At 40.3% G+C, this 22,903-nt stretch carries 22 protein-coding genes; 9 read left to right on the top strand and 13 right to left on the bottom strand.

Going from position 1 to position 22,903, the window contains the following annotated elements:
• Window positions 1-5: 5 nt before the first annotated feature.
• Entirely contained in the window at window positions 6-1,490 is a 1,485-nt protein-coding gene (locus IM797_RS11945; protein ID WP_194127362.1) for a PLP-dependent aminotransferase family protein, read from the top strand.
• Window positions 1,491-1,593: 103 nt separating this feature from the next.
• Window positions 1,594-4,161: an alpha-L-arabinofuranosidase C-terminal domain-containing protein gene (locus tag IM797_RS11940; RefSeq protein WP_194127361.1), complete on the top strand. Its 2,568-nt coding sequence runs from the start codon at window positions 1,594-1,596 to the stop codon at window positions 4,159-4,161.
• A gap of 179 nt (window positions 4,162-4,340) precedes the next feature.
• Here IM797_RS11940 and IM797_RS11935 read toward each other — a convergent pair whose 3' ends face one another.
• From IM797_RS11935 to IM797_RS11920, 4 genes are read right to left on the bottom strand one after another with little or no spacing between them, the layout of a single operon-like run.
• On the bottom strand, window positions 4,341-5,288 hold the full coding sequence (locus tag IM797_RS11935) for a DUF5777 family beta-barrel protein (RefSeq protein ID WP_194127360.1): 948 nt from the start codon (window positions 5,286-5,288) through the stop codon (window positions 4,341-4,343).
• Window positions 5,289-5,298: 10 nt separating this feature from the next.
• The gene (locus IM797_RS11930) at window positions 5,299-5,850 is read right to left on the bottom strand and encodes a YceI family protein (protein ID WP_194127359.1); all 552 of its coding nucleotides are present in this window, start codon (window positions 5,848-5,850) and stop codon (window positions 5,299-5,301) included.
• 6 nt (window positions 5,851-5,856) lie between these two features.
• Window positions 5,857-6,231, bottom strand: a complete 375-nt coding sequence (locus IM797_RS11925) for a hypothetical protein (RefSeq protein WP_194127358.1) — start codon at window positions 6,229-6,231, stop codon at window positions 5,857-5,859.
• A 4-nt stretch (window positions 6,232-6,235) separates the two neighbouring features.
• Entirely contained in the window at window positions 6,236-7,123 is an 888-nt protein-coding gene (locus IM797_RS11920) for a hypothetical protein (RefSeq protein WP_228098822.1), read from the bottom strand.
• A gap of 212 nt (window positions 7,124-7,335) precedes the next feature.
• Here IM797_RS11920 and IM797_RS11915 point away from each other — a divergent pair, with 212 nt between their 5' ends.
• The 3 genes from IM797_RS11915 to IM797_RS11905 all read left to right on the top strand — a co-directional run bounded on the left by IM797_RS11915 (window position 7,336) and on the right by IM797_RS11905 (window position 9,931).
• Window positions 7,336-7,881: a sigma-70 family RNA polymerase sigma factor gene (locus tag IM797_RS11915; protein ID WP_194127357.1), complete on the top strand. Its 546-nt coding sequence runs from the start codon at window positions 7,336-7,338 to the stop codon at window positions 7,879-7,881.
• Window positions 7,882-7,887: 6 nt separating this feature from the next.
• A complete protein-coding gene (locus IM797_RS11910) occupies window positions 7,888-9,060 on the top strand; it encodes a hypothetical protein (RefSeq protein ID WP_194127356.1) in 1,173 nt (390 codons plus the stop codon).
• Between the two features lie 73 nt (window positions 9,061-9,133).
• Entirely contained in the window at window positions 9,134-9,931 is a 798-nt protein-coding gene (locus IM797_RS11905) for a hypothetical protein (protein ID WP_194127355.1), read from the top strand.
• Window positions 9,932-10,012: 81 nt separating this feature from the next.
• Here the strand turns inward: IM797_RS11905 and IM797_RS11900 are convergent, their stop codons facing one another.
• The 3 genes from IM797_RS11900 to IM797_RS11890 form a co-directional block, all read right to left on the bottom strand.
• Entirely contained in the window at window positions 10,013-11,803 is a 1,791-nt protein-coding gene (locus tag IM797_RS11900) for a hypothetical protein (RefSeq protein WP_194127354.1), read from the bottom strand.
• A gap of 87 nt (window positions 11,804-11,890) precedes the next feature.
• Entirely contained in the window at window positions 11,891-12,613 is a 723-nt protein-coding gene (locus tag IM797_RS11895; RefSeq protein ID WP_194127353.1) for a LytTR family DNA-binding domain-containing protein, read from the bottom strand.
• On the bottom strand, window positions 12,610-13,686 hold the full coding sequence (locus IM797_RS11890; RefSeq protein WP_194127352.1) for a sensor histidine kinase: 1,077 nt from the start codon (window positions 13,684-13,686) through the stop codon (window positions 12,610-12,612). Before IM797_RS11890 ends, IM797_RS11895 begins: the two co-directional genes overlap by 4 nt.
• 52 nt (window positions 13,687-13,738) lie before the next feature.
• Here IM797_RS11890 and IM797_RS11885 point away from each other — a divergent pair, with 52 nt between their 5' ends.
• Both IM797_RS11885 and IM797_RS11880 read left to right on the top strand, forming a co-directional pair.
• Entirely contained in the window at window positions 13,739-14,134 is a 396-nt protein-coding gene (locus IM797_RS11885; protein ID WP_194127351.1) for a hypothetical protein, read from the top strand.
• Window positions 14,135-14,227: 93 nt separating this feature from the next.
• Entirely contained in the window at window positions 14,228-14,422 is a 195-nt protein-coding gene (locus IM797_RS11880; RefSeq protein ID WP_194127350.1) for a hypothetical protein, read from the top strand.
• A gap of 288 nt (window positions 14,423-14,710) precedes the next feature.
• Here IM797_RS11880 and IM797_RS11875 read toward each other — a convergent pair whose 3' ends face one another.
• Window positions 14,711-16,873 (bottom strand): response regulator, encoded by a 2,163-nt coding sequence (locus tag IM797_RS11875; protein WP_194127349.1) that lies wholly within the window; start codon window positions 16,871-16,873, stop codon window positions 14,711-14,713.
• Window positions 16,874-16,984: 111 nt separating this feature from the next.
• Complete coding sequence (locus tag IM797_RS11870) at window positions 16,985-17,578, bottom strand: thioredoxin fold domain-containing protein (protein ID WP_194127348.1); 594 nt, start codon at window positions 17,576-17,578, stop codon at window positions 16,985-16,987.
• Window positions 17,579-17,816: 238 nt separating this feature from the next.
• Between IM797_RS11870 and IM797_RS11865 the strand changes: the two genes are divergently transcribed.
• Complete coding sequence (locus tag IM797_RS11865) at window positions 17,817-18,716, top strand: winged helix-turn-helix domain-containing protein (protein ID WP_194127347.1); 900 nt, start codon at window positions 17,817-17,819, stop codon at window positions 18,714-18,716.
• A gap of 11 nt (window positions 18,717-18,727) precedes the next feature.
• Here IM797_RS11865 and IM797_RS11860 read toward each other — a convergent pair whose 3' ends face one another.
• The gene (locus IM797_RS11860) at window positions 18,728-19,303 is read right to left on the bottom strand and encodes a DUF1572 family protein (RefSeq protein WP_194127346.1); all 576 of its coding nucleotides are present in this window, start codon (window positions 19,301-19,303) and stop codon (window positions 18,728-18,730) included.
• Between the two features lie 272 nt (window positions 19,304-19,575).
• On the opposite strand from IM797_RS11860, the gene IM797_RS11855 reads away from it, so the two are divergent.
• The gene (locus IM797_RS11855) at window positions 19,576-20,256 is read left to right on the top strand and encodes a hypothetical protein (protein ID WP_194127345.1); all 681 of its coding nucleotides are present in this window, start codon (window positions 19,576-19,578) and stop codon (window positions 20,254-20,256) included.
• An 86-nt stretch (window positions 20,257-20,342) separates the two neighbouring features.
• Here IM797_RS11855 and IM797_RS11850 read toward each other — a convergent pair whose 3' ends face one another.
• From IM797_RS11850 to IM797_RS11840, 3 genes are read right to left on the bottom strand one after another with little or no spacing between them, the layout of a single operon-like run.
• A complete protein-coding gene (locus IM797_RS11850; RefSeq protein WP_370583079.1) occupies window positions 20,343-20,924 on the bottom strand; it encodes an O-acetyl-ADP-ribose deacetylase in 582 nt (193 codons plus the stop codon).
• Window positions 20,864-21,409 (bottom strand): NADAR family protein, encoded by a 546-nt coding sequence (locus tag IM797_RS11845; RefSeq protein ID WP_194127344.1) that lies wholly within the window; start codon window positions 21,407-21,409, stop codon window positions 20,864-20,866. Before IM797_RS11845 ends, IM797_RS11850 begins: the two co-directional genes overlap by 61 nt.
• 31 nt (window positions 21,410-21,440) lie before the next feature.
• Window positions 21,441-22,892, bottom strand: a complete 1,452-nt coding sequence (locus tag IM797_RS11840; protein WP_194127343.1) for a nicotinate phosphoribosyltransferase — start codon at window positions 22,890-22,892, stop codon at window positions 21,441-21,443.
• Window positions 22,893-22,903: the final 11 nt, after the last annotated feature.

Raw genomic sequence — 22,903 nt, 5'->3', positions numbered from 1 at the left:
ATTTTATGAGTAGTCCGGTTAAAATTCCATTTAAAAGCCTCATCCAAATAGACCGCACAGCGGATACCGCAGTATATTTACAGATCGCATATCAGTTGATCAATGCCATACAACGCGGTGTGATTGTTCCAGGAATTCAATTGCCAGGTTCCAGAATGCTTTCAGCATTGTTAGAGGTACACCGTAAAACAGTGATTGCAGCCTATGAAGAACTGGATGCCCAGGGCTGGACAGAGATCAGGGCGAATAAAGGAACCTTTATTGCAGCTAAATCCATCGTTAAAGAAGCAGATCCTTTAAAATACAATAAGGAATTTCTGGCCAGCTATCCGGCAACAACTGGTTATCTGTTTAAAAAGAGCATGTTGTTGGATCCGCCACTGGTGAGCAATACCAGCAAATTTGAATTTACTGATGGACTTCCGGATGTGAGGTTAGCCCCGCTTGATCAGCTGTCCAGGGTATACAGCACCAACCTTAAACGAAGAAGTAACCGCCGTTACCTGGGCTATACCTCTTCGGATGGCAGCGAGTATTTTAAAGAAATGCTGGCTGATTACTTAAATAATACCCGGGGCCTGCACATTTCCAAAAACAATGTCATGACCACGCGTGGTGTAGATATGGGCGTATATCTCGCCTCAGATTTATTGCTTGGACAGGACGATGTGGTGGTGGTTGGCGACCTTAGTTATTATGTGGTAAATATGATTTTTCAAAAAGCAGGGGCGCGCATCATTTCCGTTCCTGTTGATGCCGAAGGCATCTCTGTGGACGCCGTAAAAAAACTGTGCAGCAAGCAAAAAATCAGGATGCTGTATATTACCCCGCACCACCACTACCCTACTACCGTTACCTTGAGCGCCAAAAGAAGGATCGAATTGCTGGAGCTATCGTCAAAACATGGCTTCATCATTCTGGAAGATGATTACGATTATGATTTCCATTATAACAGTAGTCCGGTGCTCCCCTTAGCCAGTGCAGATGGTAAAGGAATGGTGGTTTACATTGGCTCTTTTTGCAAATCGCTGGCTCCGGGCTTCAGGTCCGGATACCTGGTTGGTCCGGAAAACCTGATTGCCGAACTGAGTAAACTCCGCGGTATCGTTGACCGGCAGGGCGATGTATTGATGGAACAGGCACTGGCCGAACTGCTCGAAGAAGGTGAAATACAAAGGCACCTAAAAAAAGCCCTGAAAGTATATCATGAGAGAAGAGACGCTTTTTGCACACTTTTAAAAGCAACATTTAAAGATCAGATCACTTTTGCTGCAGCTCCTGGGGGCCTGGCCATCTGGACCACATGGGATCCTTCTTTAAACCTCATGCGGATTAGTAAAGATTGCGCCCTTGAAAATCTCCATCTTCCGCAAACCCTACTTTACCAAACGGAAAAACTAACCGCTATGCGACTGGGCTTTGGCAATCAAACCATCGAAGAAATGGAACAATCTGTAGCCATACTGGCTAAAGTAATTTCCAATATATAGCGCCATCAGCTATTAAAGCGCAAAAAATAATCCACCTAAAACAATCGTTATTTTAACATTTATTATTTAATTTGGAACACTCAGATGATAACCAGATTATACCATGTTTTTTAAACCTGCGAAATTAATTACATTAGCCTTCCTGTTATTTGCTGGAAATGCACATGCAGATCAGATCACCAATGAGCCCGATTCAGCCTATCTTTTTTCTTATAATACCAATGGCTTAACTTATGCCTGGAGTCTCGATAAACAAAACTGGACGCCCATAGGTAAAGGACATATTTTCCTGAAAAGTGATTATGGCCGATGGGGATCCCAAAAGAAAATGAATAGCCCCTACCTCATTCAGGGTAGAAATGGAGAATGGGTATGTACCTGGAATTTAAACGATGAAACTCCGCAATTTGCCATCACCCGCTCGGCGGATCTGCTCAATTGGGGACCACAATTTTATCCCTATGTAACGCTCGGCAAAAATGTGCTTAAACCCGTGGTGCAATATGATCAGGCCAGTGACCATTACGTCATCACTTATACCGATGCCGATGGCAAATATTTTCAAACAAAAACCAAAGATTTCAAGCAATTCAGCAAAGCCGTAACCAGCTCCGCTGCCGCCCAGAATTCAACCAGCAGCATAAATCTAGGAAAGCCCACACCAGGACAATACCATCGCGTAGCCTGGTCGGTCATTGCAAACTTGCAAAAAGCCTATGACCAGGTTCAATATCACAACAAACAAAACAGCGAAAGCACCAAAGATGATGCACAACGCTTTGCCGGATTGAAACCGGTAGATGCTAAAATTACCCTCCAACCCGCAGGTGCCAAACCGATCAGCAATATGCTGATGGGCATATTCTTTGAAGACATCAATTATGCAGCCGATGGCGGACTCTATGCCGAACTGGTTCAGAACCGGGGTTTTGAATACCGTTTAAGCGACCGCCAGTACCGCGATAAAAACTGGAACAACAGCTTTGGCTGGTCATTACAAGGCGAACAAGCTACATTTACCATTGATTCTGTCGCTGCCTTACATCCAAACAATCTACATTATGCGGTCATCGATGTGCAAAAACCAGGCGCCGCGCTAAGCAATACCGGATTTGACGGGATCGCGCTTAAAAAAGGCGAAACCTACAACTTCTCTGCTTTCATCAAACAGTTGGCTGGCCCGACAGCTGAGGTAGAGATTAGACTGGTGAATGATAAACTAGGTATCCTTGCCAAGCTAAAGGTAAAAAATAGCAAAGATTGGAAACAAGTTAAGGGAAGTCTCAAGCCCTCGGCAGACGCTACAGATGCCAGGCTAGAAATCAGACCTTTAGCCGCAGGGAAATACGCCATGGATATGGTATCACTCTTCCCTCAAAAAACATTCAAAAGCCGAAACAATGGCTTAAGGGCCGACCTGGCACAAACCATCGCCGATATCCACCCCCGTTTTGTACGTTTTCCAGGAGGTTGTCTGGCACATGGCGATGGCATCGACAACATTTACAAATGGAAAAACTCGATAGGTCCGCTCGAAAGTCGAAAACCTGACCGCAACCTTTGGGGCTACCACCAAACCATGGGCTTAGGTTATTTTGAGTACTTCCAATTTTGCGAAGATATCGGTGCAGCCCCTGTACCTGTAATTGCTGCCGGCGTACCCTGCCAAAATTCCGGCACCGGTGGAGGAGGACAACAAGGTGGCATCCCGATGGAAGAAATGAATCAGTACATTCAGGACATCATTGACCTGGTTGAATATGCCAATGGCGATGTTCATACCACCTGGGGCAAAAAACGCGCAGCAGCGGGTCATCCACAACCCTTCAATTTAAAATATATCGGGATTGGCAACGAAGACCAGATTACTGAAGTATTCCGCGAACGTTTTGTCATGATTTACAAAGCACTGCGGAAGGCACATCCGGAGATTACCATAATCGGGACCGCCGGACCATTTTTTGAAGGCACAGATTATGTTGAAGGCTGGAACATTGCTTCCGAACTGAGCATACCCGTGATTGATGAACATTATTACCAATCTCCGGGCTGGTTCATCAACAACCAGGATTTCTATGACAAATACGACCGTACCAAATCAAAAGTCTACCTGGGCGAATACGCAGCAAGTCTACCTGGTGGAAACAAAACCAATCTGGAAACCGCATTGGCAGAAGCCTTATACCTAACCTCGCTAGAGCGCAATGGCGATGTGGTAAGCATGAGTTCCTATGCCCCGCTCATCGCCAAAGAAGGCCACACCCAGTGGAATCCAGACCTGATCTATTTCAACAATACCGACGTAAAACCCACTACAGGCTATTATGTGCAACAACTGTATGGCAGTAATTCTGGCGATCAGTATATCCCCGCCCAACTGTCCCTATCCAACGACCAGGAAAATGTAGGCAAAAGAATCGCCTATTCTATTGTAAAAGACAGCAAAAGCAATGAATTGATTGTTAAACTGATTAATTTATTACCTGTTCCGGTCAATACGATGCTTGATTTCGGGCCAATCAAACCGATTGGTACCACCATAAAAACCGAGCTGTCTGGTCAACCTTCTGAGCGTATCGTGCGACCAATAACGAGCCAGATCAATCTTCAAGGCAATGATCTGTTACAACTACCAGCTTACTCATTTACTGTACTTCGGTTTAAGATCTGATACCATCTGTTAAGGATATCCAATCTAAATGCGGATATCCTTAACATTTCACAATTGAATAGTTATTTTTTGTATCTTGGTAACTTAACCTGCTAATTATGGATGCTTTATTAAATCTGCTATTTACAATATGTACCACCAACTGGAGTAAAATCAGCAAGTTAAAATGGTAAATCTGATTATTTCTTAGCGCGATCAAAAGAAAAGCGTCTTGAGATACTAAAACCCCATCTATACTGCCCTTTTAACCAGGATGTAGTTGTTTCAGGAAGATACTGCATTTCCTCTATGGCGGTAGCATTGGTAAAATTTAGATGAAACACATGTCCACCAGTTTCCATTTCCAATCCAACACCTAAGGGATTGTAAAACTTAAATCCATTTAACTGTTCGAGATAAGCCTGATCATCCGAATTTCTAAACGGCAGATAATAATCCACAACAACGGCCATACGTTTGCTAATTTTAGCCCTTGCACCTGCGCCGAGCGTGAACAGATCATTCTGATCCCGAAAAGCCGTAAAATTCCGATGTACATATCCCGGACTTAGCGTTACAGACAAATTACTGTTTATTTTACGGGCAAAAATAACTTGCGCCACGTAGTTCATGCGATCTGTAAAACCTCGATAAGCGGTTGCGGATGTTAAATCTTTACTGGCTTCTACTCCAGCAATGGTATTACTGCCAAACAAGGTTACGGCAACTGGGATATGATCATCAATAGTTTGTTCAAGCAGCCTGAATTTCAGACTCCCTTCATAAAGCTGCTGCACCGAGTTTGCCCCCTTTGCCCTGGCCAGTCCAATACTCAACCGATCGGTAACACCGTATTCAAAACCAATTCGAACGTCGGTAGAATTGTCCAACCCAAAGAATTTCCTGATCCCGCCATTACTTCCGGCAATGTCCCCAAAGCGATGGTCAACTTTAAAATCAAGCTCATGTTTATAAATGGTTTCATTGGTGTGTCCATTAATCAATTTCGTAGATTTAAAGGTTGCCATCACTTTTTCATGCTTATTTGCAGGCATGACTAGCTCTTTTTCAAGATCCTGCTGACCAAAAGAAATTGCCGAATTGAACAGCATAAATAATAATAATAAATGATATTTTAAGAAATGCATGTTTGGTAGTTTAAATTGATGATTTGGGTAGATATTGAGCCACAATACGTACTTCTACATATTCTGCAATATTTTTAAAAACCAGTGTTGGAATTTTAATCTCGTGATCAGCAATGCGTATTTTAAACGTGCTTTTAGCAGACAGTACGCCATTGGCTACAACCAGGTTAACATTTCCCTGATAAACTTTAGTTACACCATGAAGGTTTAAGTTCCCTTCAAAAGCAAGCAGATAGGTTCCATTTTTTGACAGGTCGGGCAAATCTTTCAGTTTACCTTTAAATGTGGTATATGGATACTTCTCACTTTCCATATAATTCTCATTGAAATGTTCCTGCATGAGCTTTTTTTTAAACTGAAACGAAGTATTGGCCACTTTGAAAACGATCGTACCCGTTTGACCATCCAATACAGAACTTCCGGAAGCACTTTTTGCTTCAATGTCTTCCATTACCGTACTGGAAAAAAAAGACACAGCGGCTTTCTGACTGCTCCATAATTGTTGTGCCTGTGCTTGTACAGTGTAGAGCAACAGCACCATAAGGCTTATTTTTTTGATCATAAGATGTTAAGGTTTCATTCCATCGTTAAACCAATCTTGCAGCAATTTCAACTCTGAGGCATTGAGACTACCGCCCATTGGCATGGTTTTATTAATCAGCACAGCTTGTTTGATTCTGTCTGCATTGGTAGTTACCGCAGTATAGCCTGAAAAGTTCCAGAAAACAGCTGCAGATCTACCTGTCGAATGACAGGTTCCACATCTGTTGCTTAATAAATTTTGAACAGCGCCGGCGTACATTACCCCTGTACCAGGAGTTTCAGGTGCAGGGTTTTGGTCTATAATCATTTCATTAGCCTGTTTTTTGGTGCAGGACAATAATGCCGCATAAGCTACAGCAAAGCAGCATAGGACAATCATTACTTTATACTTTGGTTTCATCAGCTTATTGGCTAAGGGCAACAGTATTTACAGTTAGTACTGGCCACACCCCGGCAACCGGCTGACTGACACCTTTATTGTCACCTCTTTTTACATCCGAACCAAAGTAATATAAAGGATGTCCTTTGTAGGTAAGTTGTTTTTTACCAACAGCCGTTATTTGAACCATCATTTCCTTTTTCAAAACAGATGGGACATTCAAAATTTCAGACTCATAAATTGGCCAGACAGTATTGTTACTTAGATCTGCTTTGGTATAGGTGTTTGTATTGAACGTATCAGGCGCATAAGCATACAAAGTTCTTCCAGCCGCATCGGTTAAATATTGGGTTGTACCCGTTCCTTCTTTGGCCCCGTCTATGTAATTTTTGCCATTTGCTCCCACAAGTTGGTTGTTCGCCAGCATAATGGAATAATCAGGTTTAGCTACAAACCAGGTACCCCCAGAACCATCGCCATTGACGTCAGTTTTGGCCGCATCTCCAGCATAGTAATACAATGGCCAACCTTTATAAGTGGTTTGCTTTTTTCCGTCGGCCCGGGTTATTGTTGCAACATCAGCTGCAGCAATTCCAGCAGGTGCAATCTCGTTACCTGCATAATATACCGGCCAGGCTATTTCACATCCGCCTGTACAACCAGAGCTCCCATTTGCATCGATCGCAAAAAAATACAATGCTTTGCCATCACCATCGGTGAGGATATTACCAAATTTAACGTTTGAAGTTAGTGTCAAATTGGTTTTTGCGGCTGTCGGAGGGGTTGGTACAGGGTTGCCATAAGGATCGGTCCCGGAAGGTGTCGAACCTTCGTTATTTTTTCCGCAGGAAGCCAGCCCGATCAGAGCGGCAAGACTTAAGAAAGCGATTTTTTTTGAATAGATAGTCAACATGTCTTTTTGTTTAAATTTGAATTTATGTACTTCATACCACCATTACGAGCCCCAATATCAAAAGGTTGTTCGTCTCATAAAAAATATTAAACTCCTAAAAATCAAATCATTAAATAAAATTCAAAGAAAAATAAATATCTTTGGCAACCATCAAGGCAGTTGCTCCGTATACAGCATAAAATAACCCGGATTAAACTTTGAATCGCTTATAGGTGCAGGCAATAATTAACGGATGTATCAAGAAAGACAGGTCCAGTCAGTACTTGCTCTATAAAGAATTTTATAGTTATGGGATGGCTATATGCCGGAGGTATGGAATTAGTGATTTCGATGCTTCCGACGTACTCAACAACGGCTTTTTAAAAGTCTTTAACCACATCGACCGTTACAATTCAGATAAACCCTTTAAAACCTGGCTTGGGCGCATCATGACCAATACTGCTATAGATCATTACCGGAGTAATCTAAAATTTAGCAATCATGATGATGTTGACGAATATGAAGGACTTCCCATAGCTCCGGGAGTTTATGAACAGCTGGCTTATAAGGATCTGTTGGCACTGATCAATAACCTTTCTCCAGCTTACCGAACGGTATTTAATTTATTTGCCATAGACGGTTTTACACATGAAGAAATAGCGGAATTGCTAAATATATCAATAGGTACCTCCAAATCTAACCTGTTTAAAGCCCGCCAGAAATTACAGGAAAAACTCCTCATTTTGGGAACAAGTGATGAAATCATAAATAAAGGATAAGCACTGATGGAAGAAGAAAATAAAATAGATCAGTTTTTCAGGCAAGGCTTAGACAGTCCTGATATTCCATTTAAGGAAATGGATTGGGAGAAAATGGAAGCCAAACTGGATCAACAGGATAAAAAAAGAATTTTCCCAATGTGGTTATTTACCGCAAGTGGCATCGCTGCAGCATTGGCACTATTTGCATTTTGGTATTTCGCTGAATCAAGGGGAGTTCAAAAAATCCGGAAAAATCCGGAGTTAACCATCAACACCCCAAGAAAATCCAGACAACAACCTGGTACAAGACAAACTATTGAAAAACAAAATACAGCAAAACCTACAACGATCAAACCCTCCTTAACTAAAGCAGTACCCTTGCTTACAAATACGCTAATTAAAGAAACCCTGCAAAACGAAAGCGCCAAAAACATCAAAACCGAGCAGGTTCAATTACTAGCTTTAAACAATGATAGTGCTTTACATCCCCCATTCGAAACGGCAAAAATGGCCAGTATAGCCCTCATTGACCCAGAAAAAATTACGGTGCAAGAACTACTACATATCCGCAAAGCTATAGAAGACAAATCCAAACCGGGTTTATTCAAAAATCAAGGCTTGACGCTCAGTTTTATCGCTGCGCCAGATATTTCAGTTACCAAAATGAGTAAGCCATCTAAGTTGAGTTCAAATTTGGGCATCCTGGCGAACTACAATTTAACCACTAGATTAAGCGTTACTTCTGGTCTTATTTATTCCAGAAAACGCTACAATTACACCGGATTTGGTCAGCAAAACAATGCAGCAGCATATCCGTGGGATGTAAATGCCGATTGTAATGTATTGGACATTCCTGTTAATGTAAATTACAGGTTACTTGATCATAAAAAATACTCGATCAGTTTAAATGCTGGTGCCTCCAGTTATGTGATGTTAAAGGAAAAATACCAATTTAGGCCTTCCAATCCTGCTTCCACACAAAACCCAAGAAGTATCGAAATTAACAATGAAAATCAATACCTGTTTGGTGTAGCTAACATTGGGGTAAGCTTCAATCGGGAAATTTCAAGAGGACTGAGTATTGGGGTACAACCATTTATCAAACTGCCCTTAACCGGAATTGGCTATGGAAACGCCAGACTAAGATCAACGGGTGTGTCTTTTTCTTTAAACCTGGGACTGTTTCCTAACAAGTAGTGGCTTCTTCTTTTACCTAAAAGAGCTGCTATAATTGAAATGATTACATTGAACTTTTTGTACTTTTAAACAAATGAAACAGAAAAGCGCTCACAGATTTAGACAGCTAACCATATGGATGGGTTTCCTGGTATTCCCAATGTTTTCATTTTCGCAACATGTTATTTATAAAAGTGATCCAACAAACGAATTTATTCTAATTGAGCAGGACTCGACCTATACCTATAGCGAAGTTTATAATCCCAAAGCCAATGAGGATTTAGGATATAGATATTATGCTAAGGGACGTTATAAAATTCATAAGGATACGGTGACTCTTTTTTCTGAAATGCCGGAAAACGACCTTTTACCAGGTTTTGTTCATAAGTTAAGTCCATCTGAACTCAATACCAATAAGTTCAGTTACATTTACCCCATAAAAGAATACGTACAAGCTGGATACCTGAAAATATATTTTGACAACATTGCTGAGCCCGACAAATATCAGGCGTTTGAGGTTACCGATACCGGTTTAAAATCCATTCCGATCAGGGCATTTAAACGATTGGAAAAAGACAGCATCTTATATACTGAAAAAGATAATATCCGCCTGTTTCATTACATAGAAATCAAAAAGCCCGAAAATAATAAATTACTGATTATGGCGATTGAAGATCACCACCGCAGCCAAAGTTATTTCTTCGATTTGGAAAAAATACCCTTTACATCTTTCCATTTTTATACCAGGGTCTATTCTACCTATTATGATTTTACAGGTTTGAAATTTTTGATGACAAAGCAGGGATTAAAAAAAATCAAACAGATTGGCGATCCAAGGTATCGGCATGGGCTGCTCAATATTCCCTTCGAACCATTCATTAGAAAATATTGAAGTTAAACCAGATAAATCTCCCTATTGTAGTTATAACATGCTTTGAAATATCATTGCATATAGCCTATCCCAAAAAACCATTTAAAGAAACAGGTCCAGTTCAATTGCTACAAAGTGTTCTGGTTTATGGGAAAAAGATAACACCGGTCCATAACGGACTTTAAGTGGCAGCAGGTACATTGCAGGTATACGGAGCCAGGCTGGCATGTTATAATAATTGATATTCAGCAATGAACCCAGATTGATCCCCAATGACGGTGCAAAAATAAGGTCTGTATGATGGTTCTCAAATTGTAGTCCGGTTTCCATATAACTGTATAGTCCCAAAAAACGTCTTTCGCTCAACCAGTAATCAAAATTACTCCTTACTCCCCCGGTGATTTGAGAAATCAGTCTTTTGGGTCCATCTGTCCTTGATTTTAGGATGTGATACGAAAGCGTATATCCATGCCAGTAATCCAACATTCCTTTTTTACCACCTGCCGCATTATAAGCATATTTTTTACTGAAATTGAATGCATTTAACCTGAATTCAAGTCCGGTAATTGTTGGCCCGGCCACTGCATTCTGTGTACCGATCAGAAAGGAATTGCCTATCCTGCTCTTGATAAAATTCCGATAATACAGCAATTGGTTCACCTTCCTCATGGAATCTGTGACTGCGATGCTTGCAGGCATCAACTTTTCCAGGTTGGAGTTATACGGAATAGGCACCAGGCTAAGGGCAGCAATATGTTTAATGAGGTAATCCGGCTGAAGTTCTTTTTGGTCGGGTATCAGGCTCAAAAAACCTCCATATGCTTTGTCATTTGAGGCCATAACAAATGCATCCATCAAATCCTGCAAAGACAATTCTACAGCTAAAATAACCCGTTTCCCAGTGGTATTTTCTGCTTCAAATTTACCATCTCCATAAGCCCTCCAAATCTGTCCTTTTTGGTTAACCACCATAGTACCATGTTCAGAATAAAAATCATGGAGTGCTTTGTTGTTAGTGAAAGATTCAAGCATTCTGCGGTTAACCACCAAATGTCCACCGGAAAATGCATCTTCCAGAAAATGATCTGCAAAACCATTGATCAGTAAAGCTTGTTGCAAAAGATTTGCTGCATCCGCTGCATCTGCCAATGCCATCTTCCCACTTTTTTCGGCCAGATCTATAGCCAGAAGATGCAGGCTGACATACATTCTCATGGCATTGGTATGCAAAAGGCTTTTAACAAAGGCCGACAAATATGCCCGGTCTGAGGCCTGTTTCACCTTTGCAGGATCAAAATCTTTCAGTTGATCTGGAAAAGATTTGCCATAAGCATAGAAATGAGAGAGGTTAACTGTAGCGGTAAGTGCATAACTGATGTCAAGTTTAGTCAAATCTGCATCCGGAGCAGCCTTTTCACCTTTGTCCAGATACAGCTGGTGAAGCTGGATAATCTTTTGAATAATTGAGTTGGGATCTCTCAACTGAGCCTCCAATACCACCGGGTCATTTTGATGATCACCTGACAACGCACTTAACATCCCATAAGTAACTTGTACTGTTCCGACAGCGGATAAAGCAGGGAAACCATACCCAGCCACATCCTTTTGTGTTAAACTTTCGAGATACCGGTAAAGTAGCTTTGAATCTGCCCGCCCGGCTAAATACTGCATCCTGTTGTAAAAGGCAAGGTCGCCAATCTGCTTATGTTCTCCGTATACAAATCCGTAAGTAGTACTGGAACAGATGAGGATGAGACAACTTAAAAGAAATAATTTAAGCCACCTGATGAAAAATTCAGGCCTATAAATCATCAATACATCCAGGCACAAACTGGAGATTAAAATGATAAGCGTAAAAAACAAGTAAAATGCGGGCTTATAGCTGATCTTCATACCAGCAAACTTATCAAGCGAGGACTAGTCTATTTTAAATTTTAGACCAAATTGGTGGAAATTTAGACCAAATGATATTTTTATCGATTAACGGTTCAATAATTTGTTGTTTACAAAGGTTTCAAAAAAGAAACTCCGATAGTTATTTCCGATGGGGATTTCATTTTCATTGATGTAAATACTATTGTTATCGAATACTTTGATTTGTGCCGTATTTACAATATATGACTTGCTTACCCTGATAAAAAGATGTTCCGGTAATTTCTGATGGATGGCTTTGAGGTTCATTGCGGTCATCAACCGCTGATCTTTTAAATGAAGGATTACATAATCCTTCAAGCCCTCGATAAATAGCAATTCCTTAAAATAAACTTTTAAAAACTGCCTTTCGGATCTGACAAAGAGAAAATCCGGATCTGCAAATTCGATGGAATTACCCAGGTTTTGTTGCGTTAACAAAGCGGAATAACCGATAGCTTTTGTTACTGCACGCTGAAAACGCTCGGGATGAATCGGTTTAACCAGGTAATCGATGGCATCCACTTCATAACTTTCCAATGCGTACTCTACATGTGCGGTAATAAAAATAACCATCGTAGTTTTTCCCAATGACCTTGCAAAGTCAATTCCACTTACACCTGGCATCTGAATGTCCAAAAAAATAAGGTCCACCGGGTTCAACAACAAATAAGCAGCTGCGTCAGCTGCACGATTAAAACAGCCCACCAGCTCCAGGGCAGGATAATCTTTTAAATGAATCCGGACCCCCGCTCTTGCCAGAGGTTCATCATCTACGATCAGACATTTCATAAGCTCAGTTTTAAATGGACAGTATATAATGCTGGTTCTTCTTTTAGCTGTAACTGATACTTTCCAGGATACAACAATTCCAGTCGTCTTTTAACATTGGGTAAACCCAGCCCCCCTTTTTCCGCTAATGTATGGCCTGACAGTGGTTTGGGGTTACGACATTCAAAAATAAGCGATCTCCCGATTAGTTTAAAACTCAGCTGCACAAAAGCACCTTCAACGGATTGAATATTATGTTTTACTGCATTTTCTACAAAAGGTATAAATAAAAGCGGTGGCAGCAATACTGCTTGTTCTGTACCCTCTTGCTGTACCTGGAATTCAAAATAATCCCTGCGGATTTTTTCCAAAGATAAAAAGTGGATCAAAAAACGAATGTCCGCGCTAAGCAGCACCTGTTGCCTTCCGCTGTCGTATAATTGATACCTGAGTAAATCCGATAATTTGATGAGGATTTCACTAGCCCGGTCTGGATCAGTCTGAATCAAAACCTGGCTATTATTCAACATATTAAATAAAAAATGTGGATTAATCTGATTCTTTAAAAAATCCATTTCTGTGTGCATGCGAATGTTTTCCAGCTGAACGATTCGGTAGTTATCCTTGATCCATCGCTGAAAGAGTTTCAGCCCGGACGTGGCTGCGCACAGGATACATAATATCATGCTGAGTGACAAAAAATCAGCCATGTACCCATCGTCATCCTGTTTAACCGGCTTAATCCTCAACTCAGGAAGTTGTGCTTTTAAAATGGTATAGAGAATAAAGGAACAGACAATCACTACAAATACCCAAAAAACATAATGCAAATACCGGCCTTTAAACAAGTAAACAGGTATCAGAACGTATAAATTGAGACTGATCAGCAATAGGGTAAAGAAAAATCCTGCCGCCTTCAGAACATAAAAGGTCTGATCAGTAAATTCGTGGGTCTTATTTCCTCCAAGCATAGTGATGAATAGTATCAGTACAAATAATGTACGACGATAGATGCTATACTTTGTATCTACAATAAAACGTAAAAACCGCTCATTACCTGGAATTATAACCGGAACAGATGTTTCTAAACTCATTATTGGGAGAATTTTGTTTATCAGTAAAACTAATTGATTATCTTTACTTTCGATGCACATTTTCACCAAAATCGCGAGTAAATATCAACCAGCCAAATTGCTGTTGGGGATGTGTATGCTATTCAGCATTTTTACTTTCGGCGGATTTTCGGCTGCAATTGAACAAGATCTTCGTCAGGCTGTAAAAACAGAAGTTTCTATAGCTAAGATAGTAAAAGTGTCCAAAAGAACCATATCCTATCAAAGTGGATGCAGACTGTGCCGTTATCAGCCCCTGGTAAGTGACTTTGATCAGAATTTTGCAAATCTGCACCGTACATACACGCAGTTGGTAAAAGTTGAGTTTGACCAGCTGATGGTAAAACGGTACCACATTAAACCACCTTTTCACTTCTTCAGGCTAGCTATTCCCGAAAATTCCGGCGATGAACTATCTATAGCCGGATAATTTATTCCTGCAGCCGGATCCCGGCTTCACTCGATTTACAATTAATTATGAGGTTGCCTGTAAAGGGCGACAGTATCATTCATTTACAACATTATGAAACGTTTCAAAAAAACAATGAAACTGATTGGATTCGTGTTGCTGATTGTTTTGGCATCGGTGGGCATTGGCGTTACTGGTGTTCCACCAGTTCCGGTGTCACGCAAAAAAGAAGATACCATTGAGGTAACAACAGAATCCACAGATACACCAGCAGAAGAAACAAAGCAAGTGCAGTTTCTTAAAGAATAGGATGCACTAACATCCACAATTCATCTAGCAGACCTGCTTTTAACGAATATGCCGTCTATCTGTAGCTTCATCGCAGTCCGTAGTGCAAATCAGCTTTACATATCGTTTTAGCCTTGGAATGATGTCATAAAACTGCAAATGCATAGGACAAAAAAAGGCCAGACTTATCAGGAGACAAGTCCGGCTTTTCAAATTAACGCTCTCGGGGACTAAGGTGAGGATTAATTTCTAAACCTGCAAATCAAAATGGTTATTTTTAACCATTCTTAGAAACCATGGTTATTATAGCTATCTGCACCATTTTTCAAGTTTATCCATCAAGTCTTCGAGGCGAATAGGCTTACCGATGTAATCGTCCATCCCAGCATTTAGACAATCTTGTTCATCCCCTTTTAATGTATTGGCTGTTAACGCAATAATAACTGGCTGTTTCAATTGCTGTTCTCTGATCAGTCGAGTCGCCACTAAACCATCCATTACCGGCATTTTCATGTCCATTAACACAATATCATAATCTTTCCTTTGCACAGCCCCAACGGCCTCTATTCCGTTGCTCACCAGGTCAGGTTTATAACCCAACCGTTCTAGAATATTGAGAATAACCAATTGGTTTACTAATTTATCCTCTGCGACCAACAATGTGCAGGGATATTTTATTGAAAAATCAGCAGACATTTTTTTACCAAGTACCCGTTCTTCTACTATGGCCTGCCTACTTGTTTGCAATGCATTCGAAACCTCTTTATTAAGAGTATGTTGATGAATTGGCTTTGTAATGACCGAATAAAACAGGTCCAGTTGACGTGCTTCAAATTCTTCACCAATAGCACTCAGCAAAATGATCGGAATAAATGGATAGCGCTGTTTCATCAACTTGGCCAGCATTACACCATCCATTCCGGCCATCTGCATATCTGTGATCACCAAATCAACTGAAGGATCAAGTGATAGTATTGACAAGGCTTGTTTAGCTGAACTGGCTAGTATAGGTTGTAAATTCCAATATCCAAGCTGCTTATTTAAAATACTCAGATTTGTGGCATTATCATCAACAATCATCACCTTTTTACCTGCATGTTCAGCCATACTGTAACTGGCATATGGCACGATGAACTGCGTTCCGATTTGTGTATGCACCATAAATGAGAAGGTTGATCCTTGATCCGGTTCACTCTCTACATTAATTTCGCCCCCCATGAGTTTAACAAGCTTTTGTGAGATGGCGAGGCCCAGGCCTGTGCCACCATGTTTACGGGTTGCAGAAGAATCAACCTGCGAAAAAGCGTCAAACAAATTACCCAATTTATCAGCTGCTATTCCAATACCAGTATCACGTACTTCAAATTTCAGTTCGAACTGTCCGTCTTGTAAAGTATTCCCCAAAGAAACCCGTACGAAAACCTCACCTTGTTCGGTAAATTTGATGGAATTTCCAACCAGATTAATTAACACCTGCCTCAACCGTAGCTGATCTCCAACAATTTGCGCAGGAACATCTTCTTCCATATCATAAATTAAATCCAATTGAAGTTCAGCGGCTTTAACTGCAAATATGTCCAAAACATCTTCAATGCACTTACGCAAGTCAAAGTCCTCAGATGCTAATTCCATATGGCCAGATTCTATTTTAGAAAAGTCCAGTATGTCGTTGATCACATTAATCAATGTCTCGCCGCAATTCGCAATTACGTCTGCAAACATATACTGCTCCTTATTCAGTTCCGTTTCCTTTAAAAGCATTGCCATTCCCATTACCCCATTCATAGGGGTACGGATCTCATGACTCATGTTAGCCAAAAAGATGCTTTTTGCCTGATTGGCCCGATCAGCTTCAGCTCTGGCTTTTTCCAAAGCTAAATTGGATACCTTAAGCTTCTCGTTGGCTTTTTCCAATACCTCCTGATTCTGTTTACGGACTAATAACAGTTGAGCTTCTTTTTGTAGTTCAGCCAGTGCTAAGGTCTGGACAACCTGCTTTTCATTAGATTTCCTGAGTAAGTAAGCCCACAATCCACAGATGAAAAAAATCATGGCCGACAGCAATATATGGATGATAAAGGTCTGCAGATCAAAATAATCAAGCCTTGTAAAATAGATTTCGTTTACTCCACTATTTTGCAAATAGCCAAATACCGCATGATGAACCATCACCACAACGAGCATGGGCAACTGTAGTTTCCATTTCTCATAGGTGATGAGCAGTGTACTGCCAATAAAGGCAAAGAAATGCATTTCGAATAATCCATGCATCTGGTAAATAAACTGAGCCATAAAAATACCCAACACTGCGCTCAAAACGTATTGATACAGATTGGATGATGGTAAAAAATATTTCACGGAATAATAAGCCAGCAAAGACAGACCACCTACCCCAAATGCAATTAACCAGGTATCATAAAATTGCGCAAAGATTAGCCCCAATATGAAGTATCCCCATAAAAAGTAATTCATTAAACGATCCGTTCTTTCCTTAACTCCGAGGAAAAGCAGGCGGTTTTGGTTATCAGAAATAGTGATATGGTTGTTCGAAATCATTGCTTAAATCGGTTCAAAAATTATTCATCATTTGCAGTCTGGCAAAGTACAACCATAGGATTTTAGTGCGGCCTCACTGAAAACCAGATCAGTTTGTTTTTTCAACAAACCAGTCAGTGCTATTTTTGCGAAACTGGTTTTTTCATCTGTACAATAACGCGTAGTGTTATAGTTACCTCTATAATATAAACGTTGATCCTGATCCAGTAAAACTGCCTGGGGTGTAGAATACACACCGCAAGCTTTGGCAAGGGTTGCATCAAATAAAATAGGGATTTGAAGACCAAACTTATTTTGGATGATTTCCTGAGTAAAAGACTTTGGGCTCAGTACCACTACCCTAAAATCAATACGATCGCCATACGCTTTAACCAACGATTTAAAATGCTTGATGTTAAATCGTGAACAGGGACAGTCTGGATTAAAAAAATGGAGAAAAACAGGTTTACTATGGTCCTTGTTCAAGTCTTTGTTAAAGACTATCAAACTTCCTTTCTCAATTGATTTATAGTCTTTAGGAATTGGTGTTGGCAATTGGTAAATGAGATCGTTATACCAAAATAGACATCCAATGGCAGAAAACAAAAATACCAGCCAAAAAAACACCAAAGCTTTTTTCATATTGAAATACAAAGTAATAGTAGATTGTCTTTGTAAAACCAATAACGTCATTTATTATATTAAAAGGAAAGAAATATAAAAATTATTTGACGTTTCAAGCCTTTATCAATTCCGGTTTGTACACAACTGTTGCGACATACGCTATTTCTGCCCCGCTATACTTACTTTGATATCTTTCAGCCTGAACAATCAGAATTCTAAATAAAAAATGTAAACTTTGTAAATAAACTTTAATAGCATGTCCGATAGCTCAAATCTCCTGTCAGGGAAACGCAAGTACCTGCTCGGATTGATCGTAATCTCATCGATCACTGTCATCTGCGCAGCTTTCGGTATGTCCGGTAGTGGCAACTTTGATTTCGCCACAAGGGAAGTTTTGCTCCGCAGAATCGGACATGACTTACTCCTACAATCGGGAGACAGTACATCACGGGTACTTCCGGTAAAAAAGATCACCGAAGATGAATACCTGATCAGCTTTGAGAATGAGCTTACTTTTCGACCGGACTCCCTGGTGAATACCACCCGGCGCCTGTTGGCCAAAGCCCCCCTCACCAGTGATTATATTGTTAATGTTCTGAACTGTGGCAACTCCAATGTAGTCTATGAATATGCCATATCTAAAAACAAGAAAGATGATATTATAACATGTATAGGGAGAACACAACCCAGAGCATGTTACCTGATCAACATTAAATTTAAACGGACAGGAATAATTACAGTAAAGAATGGGTATCTTCTGAGCAGTCTGCCCTTTTTAGCGTTTGTTGGCTTTATTTTTCTGAGATCTGTTAAGCGGCCAAAAGCTTTACCTGATGGCCAATCTAACAACATGTTTACTTTAGGCCCTGCCTTGTTCGACGCGAGCAATCGGAAGCTCATCATCAATGGAAATGCAATAGATCTGACCGGAACGGAAAACCGCGTATTGCTCATTTTCGCATTGTCTCCAAACGAGACCATAGCGAGAAGCCGTCTGCAAAAAGAAATCTGGGAAGATGAAGGTGTTATAGTGGGTCGCAGTCTGGATATGTTCATATCAAAACTTAGAAAAAAACTGGACTTTGATCCGAATATCAAAATTGTTGTGATACGCGGAAAAGGATACAAGCTTGAGATTACTACTGATGTGGTATAATTAAAAAATCACTATTCTGGGGCACCGCTCTGCTTTAAAAACTCATCTGTAAAATGCCCGAGATGCTTTTCCTGCGCAAATTTATCCGCATTGAACTGTACTGAATTGCCCTTTGGGATAGATAAAGATTGCCAGTTCGAAGCCAGCATTTTGCCGATATAAACGATCTGCCCTACGTGATAAGGATAATGTGCAAGCTGCCTGTTGATTGCCTCCATCACCGTGTGGCCTTGGTTACGGATATAAACGATCCGGTTCAGGTCATGATCAGACAACGAGATGAGCGTATCCAGCATGACCTTCCAACCCTGCTCCCATAAGCTAAGCACTTTCGCCCTGGAGCCCAAGTCATTCTCAAACTCTCCCTCGCGGTTACGCCAGGGCTTTTCGCCGTCGGTTGTTAAAAGTTCTGTCCATCGGCTAAGCATGTTGCCCGACAAGTGCTTAACAATGGTAGCGATACTGTTACTGTCCGGACTGGGCTGCCAAAACAACTGCTCCTCAGAGATTTGATCAAATGTTTTTTCACCTAACATTTTATAGTACATAAATTGCTTGATGGCACTTTCTAAATAGCCGTTTTCCATAACCTTAATTTGATAGTAATGAGTTCAACTAATATACGGGTTTGCCGGATAAATAAGTCGCTATATGCTTAACTTAGAAAGGAGGAGATATGCATTTTTGTGATTTTAATAGTTTATTTTTTGCCTTTATTATGATCCTTCGTTAAGAATACAAATTCTATCATATGCTTTACCCGGACTCATCGATATAAAATTACGCATCTCTACGAATAAAATATTACCTATCTTTAACAAAGTAAATCGTTATTTTTATCTCTGAAAAACTGGTTTCTATGAAATTTTGGAATGGTTTTAGAATATTTTGGATCATCTATTTGTTATTTTTCGCGATTGGACTGCCACTCATTCTCCATTACGGAGGAGACCATCATCAAAGCGATTATCAGATGATGAATACATCTGCCAGCGAAGCATTCGTTTTGCTTGGCCTGGGCACGACACTTTGGTTAATCGTATTTATCTATTACATCAAACAATTTTTGATTAATCCTCTTTCGAAAAAAAATGGCTTTAACCGATTTTTGCAGCATGGTGAAAAAAGAGATGGAACGGTTTTGGAAGAGTTTGAGTTTTTGGACTCAAAACCTAATCAACGTAGCTTTGAAGTGGGCAATACCATTGGGATTTTGCTGGACAGAGAACCGAAACCTCCCTACATTGAAATAGACGGGCAGGTGCTGAAATGGAATACCAAGACCATGGCGCTTAATGTGATTGGGCTGATACTATTGATTGCTTTTGCGGCAGGAATATTGGTTTATACGTATATAAATGAAAGCCATGGCTATGGTTGGCGGTATCTGTATTTTTGGCATCCTTACGTCATTATTCCCGGCATTTTTATTTTTAACATAGGTCTTTTTTTTGACATTACCAAAGCTCTTTTTTCAAAATATTTGGGCAAATTCTCAAAACCAGATATGTTACTTTTCGGGAAACAACCGAAGCTGTAAATGAGCTGTAACCAGCGCTTATCTAGTATTATTCTTTTATACACGTACGTAAATTAAGTGGGCTAAATCATAAAACGGCCTTTATACTACATTAAGACCGATAAATTTTCCTCATCAAAACAAACGAGGATCACTGTTTCAATTCTATCATTTTTATCTATAAATTCTTTTACTGTGGCCACTGCAATTTCTGCAGCAGCTAATTTAGGGTATCCATAAATCCCGGTACTAATGTTTGGAAAAGCAATAGTTTTACATTTACTTTCTGTTGCCAGCAATAGAGAGTTCAGATAACATGACTTGAGTAACTCGACAACATTCCCCTTCCCCCCATTATACACCGGACCAACGGTATGAATTACAAATTTTGCAAGCAAATTCCCGCCAGTTGTTACAACAGCTTGACCAGTTTTGCAACCACCCTGCCGAGCTACAATCCTGCGACAATCTTCAAGAACCGCGGGGCCACCTGCACGGTGAATGGCACCATCCACACCTCCACCCCCCATCAATGAAGTATTTGCAGCATTGACTATTGCGTCAACATTGCATTTTGTGATATCGCCTTTTATAACCTTGATCCTATTATTCATTACCATAAAGCCAATTAAACCAATAAATCCCTGACCTCCATCAAAGCAAAACCCAACAGATTCAATCCCAACCACTTGTCTGGTTTTGAGGCATCTAAATGATCCTGGGCCATTCCGATACCCCAAATATAATCTACAGGGCTGGCCTCTACCAAAATCCTTTCACCTGTACTCAATAAGTATTTAGCCAATTCCGGATGCTGATTAAACTTATGCAAATTCCCTGTCTTAACAATTTCATACCTCTTTGCAGTCCAAATTTCATCATTGAACCCCGAAATTCTCCTGCCGAGATCTTTTACTTCACTGGGCTTCTCCGAAATCACAATTTTCTCGAAAATCTCTAAATCCCCGAACAACAAAGCCTTTTTTGCCATCATCCAATGCTCAGCTGTTTTATAGGTTACCTCATCCACCACAAACGGCGACTCATACCATTGACTAAAACAGAATTTACCAGCCGCTTCGTTTAACTTATTGGTGTGTCCCCAGAAATAAAGAAATTTTAAACTCTCATTATCTGTCGCTTTATTTTTGAGCCATTCTATATCGTAACGCATTTTCGTAAATTTAAAGTGTTGTTCAATTCTCTTATATCTCGGTCACTAAAGCAGCTTCCTGTGCTTTAATCAATTTTCTGATTTCAGACAAATTGGTTTCTTTAACCAATTGACCATCTTTATACACCAACTGCAGTAGAGAATCAGCTTCCTCAGCCACATTACACTGATCTTTGGTGATGTAATTGCCTTCCAACTTCTGCAGACTAAGTAAACCTTTATGTGATTTCTTTTTGTGGTCTGTGATCGGATCTTTTTCAATTTCCCTTGGTTCTCCATTCACTTCAACATAGGTCGCTTTGATGGCAAAACCCAACGTGTCCCTGCTGTGATTTCTTAAAATACCACCAACACCGATCACCAGATTGCTGGCTGCATACCCCATTTCTTTTAGACGGTCAAGTGTACGCACATATCTTTCCAAATACATCCCGTCGCCATAAATCAAGCCCACTTTAGGATTCAGAACTTTATATCCTTTGCTATTCAGGCTGCTGCCAAATTTCTCATCCAGTAAACGAATGGCGCCTTTCCACTCATTACTGCCCTGCTCAGCATCAGGATTACCACAAATGATATATTCCGGGTTTCCACTATCTGGTCTGAATACAACTTTACCTTCTCTTTTAAGAATATCTTCTTTAAGGATCTCTGCAAAATCTGTTAGTACTTTATAAACATCGAAGGTATCAGATACAATGGAAACAATACCTGTAGGATAAAGTTCCAGCATGTGTCTGAATGCTCCAATCTCATCTTCTCTTCCAAAAGAACACATCACACTGTGTTCACTTGCAGGTACGGAAAGTAAAATAGGTTCGCCATTCACATCTGCATTGTAGAATTCCACCGCACAGGGCAAGGCTGGTACATTGTCACTGCCTAAAAATGAAAGTAGATGTGCTACACCACTAATGGCTGCACCTTCTTCAGAAGCATCACCGCGATACCCGAAATCATGGACCTGGAAATCTTTAGCTGGAGCCATAGGCTCTTCATCGGTTTCATTAAAGTACTGGCTTACAATTTTACGGTATTGGTGACTACAGGTAGCCACGGTAATGGTATACCACAATTTGAGCAATAAACTCTCCATAAAGCCCACCACCCAGTAAAAATCAGGGTGCGTATTGGTAATGGTCATGAGTACATTCCGCACTGGCATAATGGTGCCTTCTTCAACCGCTTTAATTTCAATAGGCAGATAACCCAATTTACATAATGCCCTGATTTTAACTTCAATCGCTTCAGAATTACTTCCTAGTATCATTTTGCGGTAAGTTAAAAACTCTTCACCCATTTCTGGAGTAATAGGTGCGGATAAATATTTTTTGATATAATATTGCAGTCCAAAGAAAACAGTTTCATCAAAGTTTTTGTCGCTGCGTGCAGTCAGGTAAGAATATACTTTATTACATCCCGGGGCATACTGTTCCATATGGCCCATTTTATATACATCTGTTTGTAAAAGGATATTGTTCATGATATTGAAGT

Source organism: Pedobacter sp. MC2016-24, assembly GCF_015223055.1.
Classification (GTDB): Bacteria; Bacteroidota; Bacteroidia; order Sphingobacteriales; family Sphingobacteriaceae; genus Pedobacter.
Note: the sequence above shows the minus strand (reverse complement) of the source record. Positions and strands in the feature narration are given on the sequence as shown.